Annotated in this window: 21 protein-coding genes; all 21 read right to left on the bottom strand. The window is 65.4% G+C overall.

Annotated elements, in window-relative coordinates; all coding sequences use genetic code 11:
* Positions 1-582, bottom strand: a complete 582-nt coding sequence (locus CIT37_RS10110; protein ID WP_095425967.1) for a transglycosylase SLT domain-containing protein — start codon at positions 580-582, stop codon at positions 1-3.
* On the bottom strand, positions 533-1,861 hold the full coding sequence (gene fliK, locus CIT37_RS10105; protein WP_095425966.1) for a flagellar hook-length control protein FliK: 1,329 nt from the start codon (positions 1,859-1,861) through the stop codon (positions 533-535). The genes CIT37_RS10110 and fliK overlap by 50 nt, the downstream gene beginning before the upstream one ends.
* The gene (locus CIT37_RS10100) at positions 1,858-3,036 is read right to left on the bottom strand and encodes a chemotaxis protein (RefSeq protein WP_095425965.1); all 1,179 of its coding nucleotides are present in this window, start codon (positions 3,034-3,036) and stop codon (positions 1,858-1,860) included. Before CIT37_RS10100 ends, fliK begins: the two co-directional genes overlap by 4 nt.
* Positions 3,033-4,358, bottom strand: a complete 1,326-nt coding sequence (locus CIT37_RS10095) for a MotB family protein (RefSeq protein ID WP_028145734.1) — start codon at positions 4,356-4,358, stop codon at positions 3,033-3,035. Before CIT37_RS10095 ends, CIT37_RS10100 begins: the two co-directional genes overlap by 4 nt.
* A 6-nt stretch (positions 4,359-4,364) precedes the next feature.
* Positions 4,365-5,057 carry a hypothetical protein gene (locus CIT37_RS10090; RefSeq protein ID WP_038950155.1) on the bottom strand — a complete coding sequence of 231 codons (693 nt, stop codon included), beginning with the start codon at positions 5,055-5,057 and terminating at the stop codon, positions 4,365-4,367.
* Positions 5,054-6,679: a flagellar basal-body MS-ring/collar protein FliF gene (fliF, locus tag CIT37_RS10085; RefSeq protein WP_038950157.1), complete on the bottom strand. Its 1,626-nt coding sequence runs from the start codon at positions 6,677-6,679 to the stop codon at positions 5,054-5,056. Before fliF ends, CIT37_RS10090 begins: the two co-directional genes overlap by 4 nt.
* Before the next feature lie 334 nt (positions 6,680-7,013).
* Positions 7,014-7,925, bottom strand: coding sequence for a flagellin N-terminal helical domain-containing protein (locus CIT37_RS10080; RefSeq protein WP_028145736.1), 912 nt, complete (start codon positions 7,923-7,925; stop codon positions 7,014-7,016).
* 263 nt (positions 7,926-8,188) lie between these two features.
* Positions 8,189-9,094 (bottom strand): flagellin N-terminal helical domain-containing protein, encoded by a 906-nt coding sequence (locus CIT37_RS10075; protein WP_028145737.1) that lies wholly within the window; start codon positions 9,092-9,094, stop codon positions 8,189-8,191.
* A gap of 264 nt (positions 9,095-9,358) precedes the next feature.
* Positions 9,359-10,099 carry a flagellar type III secretion system pore protein FliP gene (fliP, locus tag CIT37_RS10070; protein ID WP_018318447.1) on the bottom strand — a complete coding sequence of 247 codons (741 nt, stop codon included), beginning with the start codon at positions 10,097-10,099 and terminating at the stop codon, positions 9,359-9,361.
* Complete coding sequence (locus tag CIT37_RS10065; protein ID WP_028145738.1) at positions 10,096-10,539, bottom strand: flagellar basal body-associated FliL family protein; 444 nt, start codon at positions 10,537-10,539, stop codon at positions 10,096-10,098. The genes fliP and CIT37_RS10065 overlap by 4 nt, the downstream gene beginning before the upstream one ends.
* Before the next feature lie 42 nt (positions 10,540-10,581).
* A complete protein-coding gene (gene flgH, locus CIT37_RS10060; protein WP_028145739.1) occupies positions 10,582-11,289 on the bottom strand; it encodes a flagellar basal body L-ring protein FlgH in 708 nt (235 codons plus the stop codon).
* Positions 11,290-12,057 carry a MotE family protein gene (locus tag CIT37_RS10055; RefSeq protein WP_038950158.1) on the bottom strand — a complete coding sequence of 256 codons (768 nt, stop codon included), beginning with the start codon at positions 12,055-12,057 and terminating at the stop codon, positions 11,290-11,292.
* A gap of 67 nt (positions 12,058-12,124) precedes the next feature.
* Positions 12,125-13,255: a flagellar basal body P-ring protein FlgI gene (flgI, locus tag CIT37_RS10050; protein ID WP_038950160.1), complete on the bottom strand. Its 1,131-nt coding sequence runs from the start codon at positions 13,253-13,255 to the stop codon at positions 12,125-12,127.
* Positions 13,252-13,728 (bottom strand): flagellar basal body P-ring formation chaperone FlgA, encoded by a 477-nt coding sequence (flgA, locus tag CIT37_RS10045; RefSeq protein ID WP_038974583.1) that lies wholly within the window; start codon positions 13,726-13,728, stop codon positions 13,252-13,254. The genes flgI and flgA overlap by 4 nt, the downstream gene beginning before the upstream one ends.
* Positions 13,729-13,741: 13 nt before the next feature.
* The gene (gene flgG / locus CIT37_RS10040) at positions 13,742-14,530 is read right to left on the bottom strand and encodes a flagellar basal-body rod protein FlgG (protein ID WP_038970827.1); all 789 of its coding nucleotides are present in this window, start codon (positions 14,528-14,530) and stop codon (positions 13,742-13,744) included.
* A 17-nt stretch (positions 14,531-14,547) separates the two neighbouring features.
* Complete coding sequence (gene fliE, locus CIT37_RS10035) at positions 14,548-14,877, bottom strand: flagellar hook-basal body complex protein FliE (RefSeq protein ID WP_028145744.1); 330 nt, start codon at positions 14,875-14,877, stop codon at positions 14,548-14,550.
* Positions 14,878-14,879: 2 nt separating this feature from the next.
* The gene (flgC, locus tag CIT37_RS10030; protein ID WP_028145745.1) at positions 14,880-15,296 is read right to left on the bottom strand and encodes a flagellar basal body rod protein FlgC; all 417 of its coding nucleotides are present in this window, start codon (positions 15,294-15,296) and stop codon (positions 14,880-14,882) included.
* A gap of 11 nt (positions 15,297-15,307) precedes the next feature.
* Entirely contained in the window at positions 15,308-15,709 is a 402-nt protein-coding gene (flgB, locus tag CIT37_RS10025) for a flagellar basal body rod protein FlgB (RefSeq protein ID WP_038950165.1), read from the bottom strand.
* 64 nt (positions 15,710-15,773) lie between these two features.
* Positions 15,774-16,859: a flagellar biosynthesis protein FlhB gene (gene flhB, locus CIT37_RS10020; protein WP_038970828.1), complete on the bottom strand. Its 1,086-nt coding sequence runs from the start codon at positions 16,857-16,859 to the stop codon at positions 15,774-15,776.
* A gap of 13 nt (positions 16,860-16,872) precedes the next feature.
* Positions 16,873-17,913 carry a flagellar motor switch protein FliG gene (locus CIT37_RS10015; protein WP_028145748.1) on the bottom strand — a complete coding sequence of 347 codons (1,041 nt, stop codon included), beginning with the start codon at positions 17,911-17,913 and terminating at the stop codon, positions 16,873-16,875.
* Positions 17,914-17,915: 2 nt separating this feature from the next.
* Positions 17,916-18,305, bottom strand: coding sequence for a flagellar motor switch protein FliN (gene fliN, locus CIT37_RS10010; protein ID WP_018318435.1), 390 nt, complete (start codon positions 18,303-18,305; stop codon positions 17,916-17,918).
* Positions 18,306-18,316: the final 11 nt, after the last annotated feature.

The raw sequence follows: 18,316 nt of genomic DNA, 5'->3' as shown, positions 1-18,316 counted from the left end.
TCATGTCGTTTTCGGCTGACAGAACGAGCGTGCCTTGTCGGTCCAGGCGCCGAAACCGCTCGACACGAGGTGAGCCACGATGTGACAGACATAGCGCTTCTGCGCCGGCTGGTTGTTGGGGCCGGCATTGTAGCGAGCCACCGCCATGGTCCAGCTGCCCTCGCGCTGCTTCAGCTCTTTCAGGAAGCGCGCGGCATATTCGACGTTTTTCGCGGGATCGAACATCGCGCGCACCGAGACGAACTTGTCGCCGTGATAGTAATGGTTGATCTGCATGCAGCCGAGATCGATCAGCTTGATGCCCTTGCCTCGCATGGCCTGGAAATTTGCGATCGCATCATCCATGTCCCTGGCGAACACGGTCTGGCCGTCGGCGCCGAGGGCGTAAGGATGCAGCGCGCCGCGGCGGCCGGTCTCGGTGAGACCGACTGCGTAGAGAATGCCAAGCGGAATCCCATGCTGCTGGGCCGCGCGCGCCATCTCGCGCTCGCAGGGGCGCGCGGCGTCGGTGGCCGCGTCCGCGGCGCCGGCATTACAGATAAACAGGGCCGCGACGAAGATGCGGCGCCACGTCCTGGTCATGACGCGTCTCCTGGCTGGGCTGGCGCTCCTGGCGGGCCTGCTTCGCGCCGCCATCGGATTGCCCCGACGACGAGCCTGCGCCACCGAACGCACCTTGCGACTGCGACGAGGGCTGTTGCTGGCCCGAGAGCTGCGGCTGCGACTGGCCGGAGCCGCTTTGGAATCCATCCAGCGAGCCGTGCTGCACGGGCGCGACGTCGGCGACATAACCCGCCGTCTGCATGAGATCGCGGATCTGGTCGCGCTGCTGATCCAGCATCTGGCTCGTGTCCTTGCGCGCGGCGGCAAGGTGGACGGACACTTCGGTGCCGACGAGACGAAGGCGCACGGTGACGTTGCCGAGCGCGGGCGGCTCGAGATTGATGGTCAGGATCTTGAGCGGCTGATCCGGCGCATTGGTCTGGGATGCTGCGGGATCGGGCGCTGCGGACCCCGCCGGGCCTGCGGAGTCCTTCAGTTCGGCGACGACCGCATTGGCGACTTGTTGCGGAGCGTTGAACTGCGCCGGGGGCAGATGGGTCTCCTGCTGGACCACGGTGACCTTGGTCGTCTCGGGCAACGCGTCGCGCGTCGAGACCTTGGCGGCGCGTTCGACATTTGCGGTGACCGCCTCGAAGCCTGATGTCGCGGGCATGGCTTTGGCGGAAGCCTCGCTGCCTGGCTGTGCGGCCGCGGCTTGCGATGCATCGCCTTGTGCACGCGCGCCGGTCGGAACGACAGCAGACGGCGCGGAATCCGCCGTCGTTGCCTTCGCGATGCCTGTGGCCGCAACTTCGCGCTTCGTCCCGGATGAGCGCTCGTCGCGCGCGGGCACGTCTTTCCTGTCGCCCGACTGCGACGGCATTTGCGGCTTCGCGGCCGATGCGGCAACGAGATCCTGTCCCACGATCGCGGGAGCGTTCGAGCGATTCGAACCGTCTGGCTTCGGATCATGGCCGACCGGGCTTTGCGTCTCCGAGGATTTGTCGGTCGTCTGGTCGCCGGCCTTGAGCAGGTCGGTCGCCTCGGTGCGCTCGTCCGTCTCGTCCTTCGACTTGTCCTTGCCCGCGGGGTGGGCCAGACGCGTGCGCAGCGCTCCGGCCTTCGCGGTCGTATCGCTGCCCTCATCGTTGAGTGCCTGCTTGGCGAGGTTCGAGACGGTGTGGAGCAGATCGTTGAACGACGAGCCCGCCTGCGATTTGGCTCCGGCGTTCTTTGCCGAACGCGACGTGCCGCGGATGTTGAGGCTCTCGGCGAGACCCGAGAAGAGCTGTCCGGAGGTTCCACTGAGCTTGGTCATGGGCGGCGGTCCCTGGTAAGGAGTTCGAGCTCGCCGAGCTGCTTCTGCGCGCGCGCGAGAGTCACGGTCGATGACGCCAGATCGAGACGTGCCGGCGTTGCCGGAGGCTTGTCGGCAGCAGCGGCGGATCCGCCCGGAAACGGCTTGCGAACATCGAGCGCGAGCTGCACCGTGGCATTCAGAAGGGGCACGTCGCGCTCGGGCAGCTTCGACCGGTCGAGTGCCTTCAGCTCGGCCAGACCGCCATCATACTCGTCGGTGAGCGCCCGCGCGGCGCCGCGGAAGAAATGCGCCCGCTCGCGATCCGCCGAGGCGTCGGCGCTGAGCGTCAGCGCCCGCTCGCCGGCAAGCCGCGTCACAGCCATCTGCCCGCGCACCATCGCCGCGCGCGCGATCACGAGATAGAGCTTGAGGCGGCTCGCGCGATCGATCTGCTCGAGCAGCGCTGCGATCCGCGCGAAGCGGCGATCGTCGAGCGCCAGACTCGATTGCGTCAGGCCCGAGGAGAAGCGCTGCCAGAAATCGCCGGCATAGATCGAGTTGCGGTAGTGGCGGATATAGGCCAGCGCCAGGAACTCGAACTTGTCGAAATCCTCCGCCTGCCCCACCAGCAGGATCTCGCGCCGCAACGCCGCCTCCTCCACCAGCGTACCGGGCAGGAGCAGGCGCGCGTCGTCCAGACGCTCGATCGCGAGCGATGCCTCGGAGCGCGCAAACAACGCGCCCTGGACAAGCGCGACCTGTCCGCCGAGGCCGGAGGACAGCGTCCGCGGCTTGACGTCCTTGAGCAACTCCCGCGCTTCCTCCTGACGGCCCTCGACATAGGCGAGCGCGCCGTTGAACAGCCGCTCGTCGACGTTCATCTTGTCGCGCGGCAGCTTGCGGACGATCTGCGGCGCGCCGCCGCTGAGCAGGTAGATGACCGCAGCCTGGCTGTTCTGCGCATTGCTCCACACGCCCGGATCGGCGGCGAGGAACTTCTCTCCGATCTGCCGGATCAGCGCGACGTGACTGCCATGCGCGGCGGTGTCACCGTTGGCGATGCTGTCCTGCACGGCCTGCAACGCGCGGACGAGCTCATAGGGCTCGCCCGGCTGGCGCGCGGATTGTGCGAGCGCGTTCGCTGCCGTGAACGGCAGGAGCAGCACGGCGGCGCAGAGGAGCGGCCTGATCAAGGGCGCTTCTCACGAATCAGGATCTCGATCCGGCGGTTCTGCGCGGCCGCCGGATCGTTCGGAAGCTTCGGCCGGCGGTCGGCATAGCCTTCGACATGCTCGATCCGCAGCGCGTCGACGCCGGAGCGAACCAGCATGTAATAGGCCATCTGCGCGCGGGCGGTCGACAGCCGCCAATTGTCGTAAGTCTCAGAACGATACGGTCGATTGTCGGTATGACCGCGGACGATGATCATGCCCTGGCGCTTCGTCAGCAACGGCCCGATCTTGTCGATCACGCGGATCAGCTCGGGCCGCGGCTCGGCCGAGCCGACCGCGAACATGCCGAAGCTCGCATCGTCGGTCAGGCTGATCAGGAGGCCCTCCTCGACCTGACGCACCTCGGCCGCCGGCCCGGCGCCAGCCTTGATGTCCGAGAGCGCGTCGGCAATCGCGGCCTGAAGCTGCTTGACGGTCGGCTGCTGGGTTTGCGCCGCATCGCGCGGCTCGGACTCCTTCGTCGTATCGTTGGGACGCGCCTGCGCGGCGGCGTTGGCTTGAGCGCTCGCCTGAACGGTGGCCTGGGCGCTGCCCTCGCGCGGGGCCTGCGCCGGCGCGGGCCCCGGCGGCAACAACGGCGACAGGTTTGCGGACGACGCATCCGCGTTCGGCGCCAGGCTTCCGCCGGCATCGTCCGCCTTGGCACGACGCGGCTGCGGCTCGCCCTGATTTGTGCCTGAGGCACCGTCGCGCGCGGAAGCATTCGGCTTGGGCTCGCTCTCGATCATGCGATCGGCGTCCTTGGATGCTTGCGGCGCCAGCTTCCAATAGCCGGGGTCGAAGGGATCGCGGTAGGCGTCGCCGCCCTTGAGACCATCCTCTTCGGCGGACGTCAGCGCGCCGGCGCGTCGCTGTCCCGTGGACTGGTTCGCGCTGTTCGCGATTTCGGAAAGCGTCGCATAGGGATCACGGAACAGGACTTTCTCTTCATAGGAGGCCGGCTTCTCCGCCGTCGGCGAGTCGCCGCGACGTTCCTCGTTCGAGCCGGCCGGCTGACGCTTGCCGTCCTGACCTTCGAACGAGGTCGGCTCCTTCTTGGAAAGATTCTTCAGGCCCTTCGGCGCGGGGGCATTTTCCGCGAGCTGGATCGGATTGAAATAGCTCGCGACGACCTGCTTCTGATCCTGGTTGAGCGCGTTGAGCAGCCACATGACCAGGAAGAACGCCATCATCGCGGTCATGAAGTCCGCATAGGCGATCTTCCATACGCCGCCGTGATGCGCCTCCTCGGCGAAGGCGCTGCGCCGGCGGACGATCACGAGTTCATGCTTGACCTCTTCCATGACGGGCTACCGGCGTGCTTCCTTCAGGCGTTCGCTCCAGGCCGTGATCTGCGTCTCGATCACGGTCTGGTCGGCCACGACGCGAACCTCCAAGGTGTCGGCCGCCTCGTACTCGATGCCGGTGCGCCTGGACGCCTCGAGCTGCGTCTTCACGAGGTCGAGCAGCTCGCTCGGACCGGTGACCTTGAACGCCGGCACCGACGAGTTGCCGGTCAGCGCTGCGATCTGCTCGACCAGCGATCCGATCGCCTTGTCGCGGACCGCCTCGGTGAGGAACGGCAGTAATATCCGCGCCACGGAGCTTGCGATGTTGGTCTCGATCTCGCGGCAAGCCGTCTCGAAGCCGCTGACGATCGCGACCGCCTGCTGGTCGGACCATTTGGCGCGCTCTTCGCCGAGCCGGATCGCGCTGCGGACGCGCTCCTCGGCAAGCCTGGCGTCGCCTTCCGCGACGCCGGCCGCATGGCCGCGGCGGTAGGCGTCGTCCAGGACATTGGCCGGCGGGGCTTCCGCCCTCGGTGCCGGAGACGGCGACTGCGGCAGTGGCTGCGAATGGGCCTGGGGCTGCGGCGAAGGCTCGCGCATGATCTCCTTCGGCCTCGTCAGCACGTCCTGGATCCTGGGCGGCGGAGGCGGCGGTGATTTGACCCGGCCGTTCGCGTCGAACTGCGTCAGGAATTTTCCGATTGCCGCGTTCATGCCGCCTCCTCGCGTCGCATCCAGTCTTTAAGGATCGCTGCGGCCTGCGCCTGGTCGAGCCGGACGATCTGCTCCAGTCGCTTCTGCGGCGTTCGCTGCATCTTGCCTTCGAGATCTTCGACGAGATTGAGCTCGGGGTCCTGACTCTCGGCCAGTGCAAGGGCCGCAGCAGCCTCGATCTCAGCGGCCTCGGCCGCCTCCACCTGCTCCTGCTCCGCGCGATGGGTCAGAATGCCGTTGACCGCCGGCCGCAGGCCGAACCAGACCAGCATCGACGCAACGGCCAGGATCGTCACCGCGTTGATGACGCTGCCGAGCTGCTTGTTGATCATCTCGACGAAGCTGATCGGCGGCACCGGCGCCAGCTCGCGCGAGCCCTCGATGAAGTCGACGGCCGTCACCTGGATCTGGTCGCCGCGCTGCTTGTCCAATCCGCCGGCCGTCGCGGCGAGCTGGCTGATCTCGGCGAGCTTGCTGTCGACGATGGCCTGGTTGCTCTTGTCGCCGAGATCGGCGACCAGCCGCGCCCGATTGACCAGGACGGCGATGAAGAGCTTCTTCACCGCATAGCCGTCGCTCACCGTCGTCGTGGTCTTGGACGAGACCTCGAAGTTGGTGACGTCCTCGCGGCGGGTCTTGTCTTCGCTGGAGTTCTTGCCGCCGCCGGCGTTGACCTGCTGATCGGGAAGGTTCTGCTGCACCGTGGTCGGCGTCGAACGGTCGGCGTTCTGCGAAGATTCCTTCTCGCGCACGTTCCGCACCGAACGCTCGGCCCGGCTCTCCGGATCGTAGACGGTCTCGTTGATCTGCCGCTTGTCTGTGGAGAGCTGCGGCGCGACGCTGACCTCGAAATTGTCGAGGCCCAGATAGGGCGTCAGCGCCTTGCGGATGTTCTCCTGCACCATGCCGCCGACCGTCTTCTGCAGGCTCGCCATCTTGGTCGGGGCGGCGCTCGCCTCGTCCTCTTCGGCGAGCAGCATCGAACCGTCGGCGTCCAGCACCGTCACCTTGTCGCGGTTCATGCCTGGAATGGCGGCGGCGACGAGATGGCGGATCGACTGCGCCGTGCGGGCCTCGATCGCGCCGTCGGTGCGCAGCACGACCGATGCGGATGGCGGCTGCTGCGTCGCGCGAAACGAGCCGCGCACCGGCAGCACGATATGCACCCGCGCCGCCTTGACGCCCTTCATCAACTGCACCGTGCGCGCGATCTCGCCTTCCAGCGCCCGGAGCTTGGTGACCTCCTGCATGAACGAGGTCAGGCCGAGCGAGCCGATCTTGTCGAACAGCTCGTAGCCGGAATTGGCGCTGGTCGGCAGCCCCTTCTCGGCCAGCAGCATCCGCGCCTGCATGGTCTGGCTCGGGCGCACCGAGAGCGCGTCGCCGGCCGTATTGACGTCGAAGGTGATGTTCTGCTCGCGCAGCGCGGCGCCCATGCGCGTCACGTCTTCGCGGGTGAGGCCGGTATAGAGCGTCTCGAATTCAGGCCGGCTCAGATAGTACGCGCCGCCGACGACGGTCACGAGAACGGCAAAACCGATCAGGCCCAGGGCCATCAGGCGTCGCGGCCCAAGCTCCAGCAGATTGTTGAGCAGTTGCTGTACCTGCGCACGACTGAGCATATGACCTCGTACCAATGCGGACGTACGGGACACTCCGCTGCCAACCTTGTCTGAAGGTTGCGCGAGGACACGAATGTGTCAGTTCGCAGGCGAGGCGTTGCAATTTTACAAGAAGGCCTATTTTACAAGAAGGCCTATTTTACAAGAAGCCCTGGCGACGCAATCCGGTCGGCGGCAATGCACGCCGGGACGCACGGCCGCACGATCGGCCGCGGCGTGTCGCATGAAATTCAACGTCGGGAGATCGATTGCGGACGTCTTGTGCCGCCACGTCCGCCGGTCACGGCGGGGACCGTGCTCCCTGAGGGAGCACGGTCGTTTTCGAAAGCGCCGCTTAGCCGCGGAACAGCGACAGGATGCTCTGGCTGTTCTGGTTGGCGATCGAGAGCGCCTGAACGCCGAGCTGCTGCTGGGTCTGCAGCGCCTGGAGCCGGGTCGATTCCGCGTTCATGTCGGCGTCGACGAGCTGGCCGATACCACGATCCACCGAGTCCATCAGCGACTTCACGAACTCAGTGTTGTTCGAGATGCGGTTCTTGATGGCACCGAGGTTGGCGGCGGACTGGCTGACCGTGTTGATCGCGGTGGTGACCTGCGCGATGTAGCCGTCGAGGATGGTCTGGTCGGCCGTCGAGTCGGTCAGCGCACCGATGCCGATGGTGTTGACCGACGCGCTGCCGGTCACCGTGTCCAGGATGCCGCCAGTGGTCGCGGTGTAGAGCGAGTAGTTGGCGACCGTCACCGTGATGGTGTTGATCGTCGGCGTGCCGCCGACGCGCGAGAACGACGACACCAGGTTGACGGTGGTCGGCGTAGACGCGTTGGTGCTCAGCCAGTTGACGCCGTTGAACGTCGCCGCGTTGGCCACGTTCTTCATGTCCTGCTGGATCTGGGTGATTTCAGCCTGGATCTTGGTGCGGTCGATACCGGCGGTCTTGGCTTCGACCAGCAGCGCCTGGAGCTTGGTCAGGCCGGAGTTCTGGTCGCCGATGACCTTGTTCAGAGCGGTGTATTCGGTGTCGACCGTCGCAGCCGACAGACCGAGCGAGTCGGAGACGGCCGAGAGCGCGGCGTTGTCGGCGCGCATCGAGGTCGCGATCGACCAATAGGCCGAGTTGTCCGAAGCGGTCGAGACGCGCTGGCCGGTGGAGATCCGGTTTTCGGTGGTCTGGAGGCTGGCGCTGACATTCCGGAGGGTCTGGAGCGCAGTCATTGCGGCGGAGTTGGTAAGCAGGCTGGAAGCCATCTTCGATGTCCCTTTGAAAACAGAATGGATGGGGACATACCGGGCTTGCACCGGTACGACAGGGCGGCATCATGCCTTTGGGCTGCGGAAATGCGCGTAAACCCAATCCGTCGTAGCGGCCAGACTAGCCAGCGAAGCTTGTGCGGGGCTTGTGGCGCTGTGCCCCCGCTGCAACAGGGCAGCCGAAATCGCGGTGCGCGCGTCAGGCAAACGAAAGGGCCGCGCTTCGCAAGAAGCGCGGCCCTCCCGAGATCGTCGAAGGCTTAGCGGAACAGCGACAGGATGCTCTGACTGTTGTTGTTGGCGATCGAGAGCGCCTGAACGCCGAGCTGCTGCTGGACCTGGAGGGCCGCCAGGCGGGTGGACTCCTGGTTCATGTCGGCGTCGACTAGCTGGCCGATACCGCGATCCACCGAGTCCATCAGCGACTTCACGAACTCCGAGTTGTTCGAGATACGGTTCTTGATGGCGCCGAGGTTGGCGGCGCCCGAAGACACCGTGCCGATCGCTGCGGTGACCTTCGCGATGTAACCATCGAGAATGGTCTGGTCAGCAGCCGAGTCGGTCAGCGCACCGATGTTGAGGCTGTCGACCGACGCGCTGCCGCTCACCGTGTCGAGGATGCCGCCCGTGCTCGAGGTGTAGAGCGAGTAGTTGGCGACGGTCACCGTGATCGAGCTGGTGGTCGGCGTGGAGCCGACACGCGAGAACGACGACACGAGATTGACGGTCGTCGGCGTGGAGGCGTTGGTGCTCAGCCAGTTGACGCCGTTGAAAGTCGCCGCGCTGGCGACGTTCTTCATGTCCTGCTGAATCTGGGTGATTTCCGACTGGATCTTGCTGCGATCGATACCGGCGGTCTTGGCTTCGACCAGCAGCGACTGCAGCTTGGTCAGGCCGGAGTTGCTGTCGCCGAGGACCTTGTTCAGAGCGGTGTACTCGGTGTCGACGGTCGCGGCCGACAGACCGAGCGAGTCGGAGACGGCGGAGAGCGCGGCGTTGTCGGCGCGCATCGAGGTCGCGATCGACCAGTAGGCGGCGTTGTCCGCGGCGGTAGCCACGCGCTGGCCGGTGGAGATCCGGCTCTGCGTGGTGGAGAGTTGCGAGCTGACAGACCGCAAGGTCTGGAGCGCGGTCATGGCGGACGAGTTCGTGAGCAGGCTTGACATTGAGAATGTCCCTTTATGTACGCGTTACATTTTCATCAGGGGACATACCGGACTTGCACCGGTACGGAGGGGCGGCATCATGCCTTTGGACTGATGTGGGTGAGGTCCAACCCGCCGTGACGCCTTGCTAACACGTCGAATCTTGCCGGCGGATTAAGATCGGCTTGAATTCTTCAGCAATATCAGATGGTTAATATTACCCAGCGCTAACCATAGCGCGGTACTTTTCGCTAACCATGACGGGGCGCCAGGCGATCGCCGCGGTTACGAGAACGAGCGCACCAGTCCGGAGGCGAGCAGATTCCAGCCGTCGATCAGCACGAAGAACAGCATCTTGAACGGCAGCGCCAGGATCGTCGGCGGCATCATCATCATGCCCATCGACATCGTCAGCGTCGCCACGATCATGTCGATGACGAGGAACGGCAGGATGATGAGAAATCCGATCTCGAACGAACGCCTCAGCTCGGAGATCATGAAGGCCGGAATGATGACGCGCAAATCGACGCGCTTGTCGTCGAACTTCTTGCGAAAGCTCTCGGCGGCGAGCGACTCGAAGGTCTGCAGATCCTTGTCGCGGACATGGGCCAGCATGAACTCGCGGAACGGATCGGTGATCTTCAGATAGGCCTGCTCTTCCGAGATCTCGTTCTTCATCAGCGGCTGGACGCCGGTCTCCCAGGCGCGATCGAAGGTCGGCGCCATCACGTAGAAGGTCATGAACAGCGCGAGGCTGATCAGCACCAGGTTGGCCGGCGTGGTCTGCAGGCCGAGCCCGGCGCGCAGGAACGACAGCGCCACCGCAAATCGCGTGAAGCTCGTCACCATGATGAGCAGTCCCGGCGCCACCGACAGCACCGTGATCAGCGCCATCAGCTGGATGATCCGGCCGCTGGTCGAGCCGTTTCCGGGTGGCAGCAGCGAGTTGAGGTCCGGTATCTGGGCGAGCGCCACTTCGGGCAGCACGACCAGAACCAACGCGAGCAGCAGGATTTTCACTCTCACTGAATCACCAGGGTCTCAATGATCAATTCGCGCACCTTGCCCGACGAACGGATACTGGCGCGCTCGGTCAGGTCGTCGCGCAGATGCTGAAGCCCGCGCGATCCCTCGAATTGCGTCACCGTCGCCGACCGCAGATAGGTGACGATGTCCTCGCTGATGTGGGCGGCCAGGATGCCGGCATCCTCGTCGCTCATGCTCTCGGTCACCATGGAGGCTTCGATGCGGGCCCAGTTGTTGGCCGGCGCGGCGAGATTGGTCACGATCGGGGACAACTTCCTGAGCCGCGCGCTGCCGGCGTAGCTCGAGGCAAGCGGCGGCGGCGTGGCGGTCTTCTTCGCGTCGGCGACGCGCTCGGCGGCCGCGAACAGATGCAGCCCGGCCAGCGCGCCCGCACCGATCGCGACAAGGGTCAGCGCCACGATGGCCGCAATCAGGCGCATCACGTCCCCTGCCCTCGCGACGCGGCCAGACCGGCGCGGACTTCAGAATGGTGCCACGGCGTCATAGATCCGATGTCCCCATCCAGGCTGCTGCACGTCGGACAGATTCCCGCGACCGCCATAGGACACGCGAGCCTCGGCGATCTTCTCGTAGGAGATCGTGTTGGTGCGCGAGATGTCGCGCGGCCGCACGATGCCGCCGACGTTGAGCACGCGCATCTCCGTATTGACGCGAAACTCCTGCGAGCCGCTGATCATCATATTGCCGTTCGGCAACACGTCGGTGACGATGGCCGCGATCGAGAGCTTGATATCTTCGGTGCGATCGATCTGGCCGTTGCCCTTGATCTGGGTGTTGGTGCTGAGATTGGCGTTGGTCGATCCCTTGTCGCTCCACCCTGCGACGTCCATCAGCCAGTCGAGCCCGAACTTGACCTGCGAGTCGCGCGAGCGGCCGGTCTTGTTGTCGAGCTTGGCCTTGTCCTGCATCGAGATGATCACCGTCACGACGTCGCCGGTGCGCCGGGCGCGGGGATCGCGGTAGAGATCGGTGCCGTCGTCCCAGGTCGAGCGATAGCTGACCGGCGTGCGCATGCGCGGCGTCACCGGAATCGGATCGGCCTGGGTCCGGAGGCCGCTGCCGACCGGCGACATTTGCGGGCCGGTCAGGACCTCGGACGGATCATGGAAGCATCCGGCCAAGGGCACGGACGCCAGCATGAGCGAGAGGATGAGGATCGGCTTCTTCATCTATTTGGTCTTTCCGTCATCCACGCGACGCATTCCGCCAAGCAGGTCGGCGAGGTGCGCCGCGCGTGCCGTATCCATCTCGTTGAAGATCGCGCTCGAGTTCCTCGGGCTGAGCTTGGCGAGCACGGCGGCGGCGGTCTCGTCCGCCATGCCGGCAATCTGGGTCGCCGCAGCTTCGGGCTTCATGCGCGAATAGATCTCGACGACGCTGGCTTCGGCCTTCTTCAGGAAGTCGTCGCGTAGCGCCATCCACTTCTCGTATTCGACCCGCTTGGCCTCGACCTCGGCGATCCGCTCGCGCAGCAGGCTCTCGGCCTTCTCCAGCTCCTTGATCTGCCAGGCCAGCCTTGCATCGACGGCGGGATCGGCGACGTTGCTGCAGAACAGGGCGACTTCGTTGTCCGCGGATACCGCGGCCTGTGGCGGCGCAGGTTTCGGCGGTGCCGTGACGCTGCCGGGCTTGGCTGGACGTGCCGGTGCAACTGCAGGTGCGGTCGCTGGCGTCTCGGAAGCGGGCACCGCGCCAGTGGTCGCAGGTCCCTGGTCTTCGGCCGCCCAGGCCGTCGCCCGGATCGACGCATTGTCGCCTGGCCCCGCCGTGACCGGCTGCGGCTTCTGCGGGCCGGGGGCGCGGGCGCGCGCGAAGGAGAGCAGGTTGAGCGGCTTCGTCGGCTTGGCCTCGTCCAGGGCCAGCACGGGCGACGCGCCCGCGAACACTGAGGCCGCGACCAGCAGGAGGAGTTTGGCTTTGTGATCCAGCTTCAGCATCGGGCCGCGTGCGATTCTCGGTCGAGACACGAGCATTGAGCGACCAAGCTTGCACGACGCTTGCGCATCATTGGACGATGACATCGGCCTGGAGCGCACCAGCCGTCTTGATCGCCTGCAGGATCGCGATGATGCCCGACGGCTTCAGGCCGATCTGGTTCAGCCCGCGCACCAGGCGCTGCAGATCGACCCCGCTGAGGATCGCCACCTGCGATCCGGCCTCGTTGGCCTCGACCACGGTCTGCGGGACCACCACGGTCTGCCCTCGCGAGAACGGCGCCGGCTGCGACACCACGGGCATCTCCGTGACACGAACCGTCAGATTGCCGTGCGTCACGGCAACGGTCGATATCCGCACGTCGCGCCCGATCACGACAGTGCCTGTGCGCTCGTTGATCACCACCCGTGCAGGCGTATCAGGCTCGACCGTCAGTTCGCCGATCTCGGCGAGGAAGCGGACAGGGCCGATGTGGCGCGGCTTCGACAGCACGATGGTGCGGTAGTCGCGCTCGAAGGCGATCTGCGCGCGGTAGCGTCCGCCGGCGTAGCGGTTGATGGCGTCCAGGATGCGTGTTGCGGTGACGAAGTCGGGGTTCTTCAGCTGCAGCACCAGGAACTCCATCTCGTGGAGACTTCCCTGCACCTCGCGCTCGACCAGCGCACCGTTCGGGATGCGCCCGGCCGTCGGTGTACCCTGACTGACGTTCTGCGCCTGGCCTCCGACGCTGTAGCCGGCCACCGTGATCGCGCCCTGCGCCACCGCATAGACGGCGCCGTCCGCCGCGCGCAGCGATGTCATGACCAGCGTACCGCCGAGCAGCGACGTCGCATCGCCGAGCGACGACACGGTCACGTCCATGCGCTCGCCGGGCCCGATCGAGGGCGTCAGGTCCGCAGTCACCATCACGGCCGCGACGTTGCGCGTGCGCAGCGTCGTCGGACGGGTCGGATTGTTGGTGCTCGTGGTCTCGTTCCTGACGTTGATGCCCATGTTCTCGAGCATGGATTGCAGGGACTGCTCCGTGAACGGAGCGTTGCGAAGCGTGTCGCCGGTGCCGTTCAGGCCGATGACGAGGCCGTAGCCGACGATCTGGTTTTCGCGCAGACCCTTGATGTCCGCGATGTCTTTGATGCGGACGGCGGCATGGGCGCTGGCGGCCGAAAGCAGCAGGACGAGCGCAAGCAGGATTCTGGTCATGACCCGTCCACGACCTTCACGGTGCCGTCCGGCTGGACCACGCCCCTGATGATCACCCCGGTATCCGTATTGCGCACCGGGATGAGCGCGCCGGACGCACCCGACTGCATCGCCGAGCCGTAAGTGACGATGGACAGGCCGCTGTCTTCCACCACGACCTTGACCATGGCGCCGCGGGCGACGGTCCAGGGGTCTTCCACCGAGTTGGTTGGAATGGGCTGGCCCGGCAACAGCGCGCGCCGCGCCATGCGGCCGACCAGGACTTGGCGCCCGTCGACGAACATGGCAACGCCGAGCAGGCTCGGCGCGAAGGCGCGCTCGGTGATCATGTCGTCCCGGATCAGCTCGCCGGCGCGGATCGCAACCGCCGGCACGGGAAGGCGCTTCTCCTCGGCCATTGCGAGGCGCGCCGAAGCCAGAACCAGCAGCACGGCGGCCAACCCGCGCACGATCAGGCCCACCCTGTTCAACATCGAGACACCGGAACTAGCGCATGCCCTTCGATACTGTCTGGGCCATTTCGTCCGAGGCCTGGATGACCTTGGCATTCATTTCGTAGGCGCGCTGCGCCGAGATCAACTCGGTGATCTCCTTGACCGGATCGACGTTCGAGGCTTCGAGCCACTTCTGATTGATCTTGCCGTATCCGGAATCGCCCGGCAGGCCGACGACCGGCGTGCCCGACGCCGTGGTCTCGCGATAGAGATTGCTGCCCAGCGGCTCGAGGCCTGCTTCGTTGGCGAAGTTGGCGAGGTTGAGCTGGCCGATCTGGCGCGGGTTCACCTCGGTATCCAGCTTGGCAAAGACCTGGCCGGTCTGGTTGACCGTGACCTCGACCGTGCCCTGCGGCACCGTGATCGCGGGGTCCAGCAGATAGCCGTCGATGGTGACGAGTTGGCCGTTGGCATTGGTGTTGAACGAGCCCGCGCGGGTGTATTGCACCTCGTTGTTCGGACCGAGCACCTGAAACCAGCCGCGACCGTTGATCGCCATATCGTAGGGGTTGCCGGTCTGCGTCAGCGCGCCCTGGATGTGCAGCTTGCGGATCGCCGCCGACTTGACGCCGAGACCGAGATTGGCGCCTTCCGGAATCGGCGAGGAGCCGTTGACGTTCGCGACGCCCTGCATGCGGTCCATCTGGTAGAACAGATCGGTGAACTCGGCGCGTGCACGCTTGTACGACGTCGAATTGATGTTGGCGATATTGTTCGCGATGACTTCGATATTGGTCTGCTGGGCGTTCATGCCCGTGGCCGCAATGGCAAGCGATTTCACAGCTTCATTCCTTCAGATCAAATCGACATCCGGACGACTTCTTGGTAGGCTTGCACGACCTTGTCGCGAACCGCGACCGCCGTCTGCAAGGCCTGCTCGGCCGACATCAGCGCCTCCACGACCTTGCGCGTGGATTCCTTGCCCTGCATCGCCGAGATCGACGCCGCTTCGCCTGCCTTGAGCGTCCCGATCGCGTCGGTCGTCACCTGCTTCATCACCGATTCGAACCCGACATCGTCGGTGGACTGAATGGCGGTCGGAGCCGCCGGCGCGATGGCCTGCGCCTCGGTCGCACGGCTCGCCGCTTGCCCTGCGGAAATCGCAGTGGATGAAATTGCCTCAAGCATTGTCAGCTCCTCAAGAGGTCGATGGTCATGCCGAGCATCGACCTCACCTGTTTCACGACCTGGAGATTGGCTTCATAGGACCGGTTGACTTCCCGCATGTCGGCCATCTCGATCATCATGTTGACGTTCGGCAGCTTGACGTAGCCGGCCTTGTCGGCAGCGGGATGTCCCGGGTCGTACTCCACGCGGTACGGCGTGGTGTCGACCCCGATCTCCTTGACCTTCGCCAGCTGCGAGCCCGAGGCACGATCCATCGCAGCATCGAAGGTGATCGTCTTGCGCTGATAGGGATCGGCGCCGGCGGTACGCCCCGTCGAGGTCGCGTTCGCCAAATTCTCCGAGACGATGCGCATACGCGTCGACTGCGCTTCGAGCCCGGAGCTCGCGACCGTCAATGACGCTTGCAGTGAGTCCAGCATCTCAATTCACCTCAGCTCTTCGCGCTCGACAGCAGCATGCGGTGAAACGACCGCACGACTGCCGAGTTCATCGAGTAATCGCGACTGACGTCGCTGCCCTTGATCATTTCCTGTTCGAGACTGACGGAGTTGCCGGAGTGAACCACTTCCCAGCTGTCCTTCTTCGCGGTCGCCCGCGTGTCGGTCTCGGCCGCGGCCAGCTGCATGTGCGACGGCGACGTCGTGGCAAGCCTCACCGGCATGCCGTCGAGCACCTTGTTGAAGGGCTCGACGTCGCGCGCCTTGAAACCGGGCGTGTTGGCGTTGGCGACGTTGGTGGCGATGGTCGACTGGCGGAGCTCGAGGTACCGCGCCTGCGACGATGCGAGTTCGAAGAGATAAAGCGGTCCCACGACAGCCCCGTTCTGGTCCATTCGGGAGAAGCCTAGGGCGTTAAGCTTTCGTCAAGCTGTTGGGCCGGACGTCGTCCTCTGAATTCTACTGGACCTTCTCGGTCCGCGACGCCTGCTTCGACTGGAGGAAGTAGATGATCTCGGCGACGGGGCGGAAGAATTCCGCCGGGATCACCTGATCGACCTGCACCGCCTCGTAGAGTGCGCGCGCCAGCGCCTTGTTCTCGATCACTGGAATCCGGTTCTGCTCGGCGACCTCGCGGATCTTCAGCGCGATCACGTCCATGCCCTTGGCCACCACGAGCGGCGCCGGATTTTCCTCGCGCTTGTAGCGCAACGCGATCGCGAAGTGCGTCGGGTTCGCGATCACCAGCGTCGCGCGCGATGCGGATGCGATCATCCGCTGCCGCGAGCGGTCGCGCGCCAGCGAGCGCAGGCGCGCCTTGATCAGCGGATCGCCTTCCGCCTGCTTGTGCTCGTCCTTGATCTCCTGCTTGGTCATGCGCAGCTGGCGCCGCCAGTGGAAGCGCGCCCAGGCGAGATCGATCGCCACCAGGACGATGGTTGCGATGCAGATCGCCGAGACGATCCGCATCGCGATGTTGAGAATCATCTCCGGCAGCGCAACCGGATCGGTGTACATCGCCTCGAACGCCTTCGCCTCCGACGCGCGCAGCACGAAGGCGACCACGGAGGTCACCGCGGCCAGCTTGAACAGCGACTTGGCGAACTCGACCAGTCCCTGCGTTCCGAACAGACGGCTCCAGCCGCTGATCGGAGAGATCCGCGACAGGTCAGGCTTGATGCGCTCCAGCACCAGGCGCGGCGCGTTCTGCAGCAGCGAGGCGGCGAGCCCGAACGCGCCGAGGGTGACGACTAGCGGCACCAGGAAGCGCAGCGCCTCAAGGCCGACCACGGTGAGCAGGTTCTGCGCGTCCGCGCCGGTCGAGAGCGGGAAGCCTTCGGGATCGTCCAGGAGGTTCTTCAACGTCGGCGTCAATTGCTGCACGCCCTGGCCGATCAGGAACGCCTGAATGACCATCAGCGCGGCCATCGAGGCGAAAATAGAGGCCTCCCGAGAGACCGGGATCTTGCCCTGTTCGAGCGCATCACGGACTTTCTTCTCGGTCGGCTCTTCTGTCTTGCTCTCCTGATCGGATGATTCTGCCATGCCCGTTCAGCGGTCAGCGGAAGACCAGCTCATCCTCCTGGTCGGGGTTGAGCTCGATTTCGCCCTTCTCCGCGAGGTCGAGCGCCAGGTCGGTGATGACGCGGCGCGCCTCCAGCACGTCGCGCTGGTTCGACGGCTCGCCGATGGCGAGCTCATGCTCGACGACGCGGCGGACGCGCGAGGCGACCGCGGACAGGATCAGTTCGCGGAAATGCTTGTCGGTGCCCTTCAGCGCGACGACGATACGGTCGGTCGGCACCTGGTCGAAGATCATGGTGCGCGCCTTCGGCGCCAGGTTGATGACGTCGTCGAAGGTGAACAGCAGCTCCTTCAGCACTTCGGCCGACTTCGGCCGCTTCTCCGACAGGCTCTTGAGCATGTCCTCGATATGTCCGCGCTCCATCTTGTTGATGATGTCGGCGACGCGCGCGTAAGTGTCGGCGCCGAGGTTGCGGGCGAAGTTCAGCGTCAGATCCTCATGCAGGGTCTTCTCGAGCACCCTCATGGCGTCGTCGGCGATCGGCTTGAGGCTGAGCACGCGCCGCATCAGCTCGTTGCGCAGGCTCGATGGCAGCTGGCTCATGACCTTGGCGGCGCAGGCCGGCTTGACCTTGGACAGGATCAGCGCCGCGGTCTGCGGATGCTCCTTGGACAGGTAGCTCGCAAGCGAGTTTTCGGACACGGACGAGACGCGGTCCCATACCGAGCGGCTCGAATTGCCGAGCAGGTCCGTCATGATCGCCGAGACCTGGTCGGCCGGAAGCACGTCGCCAAGCACGGCTTCCAGGCCACCGATGGTGCCGAGAATGTTGGCGCCCATCGAGAACTGCTGGGCGAACTCCTCGACGATCCCCTCGAGCTCCTGCGCCGTGATCGGCCGCAGCTCGGCCGCGGCCTTGGTGACGACGCGGATTTCCTGCGGCTCGAACTGCGAGAGCACGCTCGCGGCCGCCTGCCGGCCCATGGCCAGGAGCAGCGCCGCGACCTTTTCCGTACCGCCCAGCGTGGCAACGCCTCGCTGCTTGACGGGAGCGATGCCGACCTGTGCCGCCATGGTCAGCTGTCACCCTGCCCCAAGGGACCGACGATCTCCGTCAGCGAGACACCGAAGCGGGAATTGTCCTCTTCGACGACGACCACCTCGCCGCGGGCGACGATGCGGCCGTTGACGACGACGTCGACGGGCTCGCCGACCCGGTGGTCGAGCGGAACCACCGCGCCACGCCCGAGCTTCATCAGGTTCGCCACCGGAATGGTCGCCGATCCCAGCACCACCTGCATGGTGACCGGAATGCGCAGGATCGCATCGACATTGGCGAACTTGCCGCTCTCCTCCGCCGTGCGCGCGGCGATCTCCGCGAGCCGCTCCAGCGGAGTCGTGTCGGTATGCCCCTCGTCGGCGGCAGGTGCTCGCGTGGCAGAGTCATAGTCGAAGGATTGCGCCATCTGGTATCGCC

Source organism: Bradyrhizobium ottawaense (assembly GCF_002278135.3).
Classification (GTDB): Bacteria; Pseudomonadota; Alphaproteobacteria; order Rhizobiales; family Xanthobacteraceae; genus Bradyrhizobium; species Bradyrhizobium ottawaense.
The sequence above is the reverse complement of the archived record's forward strand: the minus strand, read 5'-3'. Positions and strand labels throughout refer to the sequence as shown.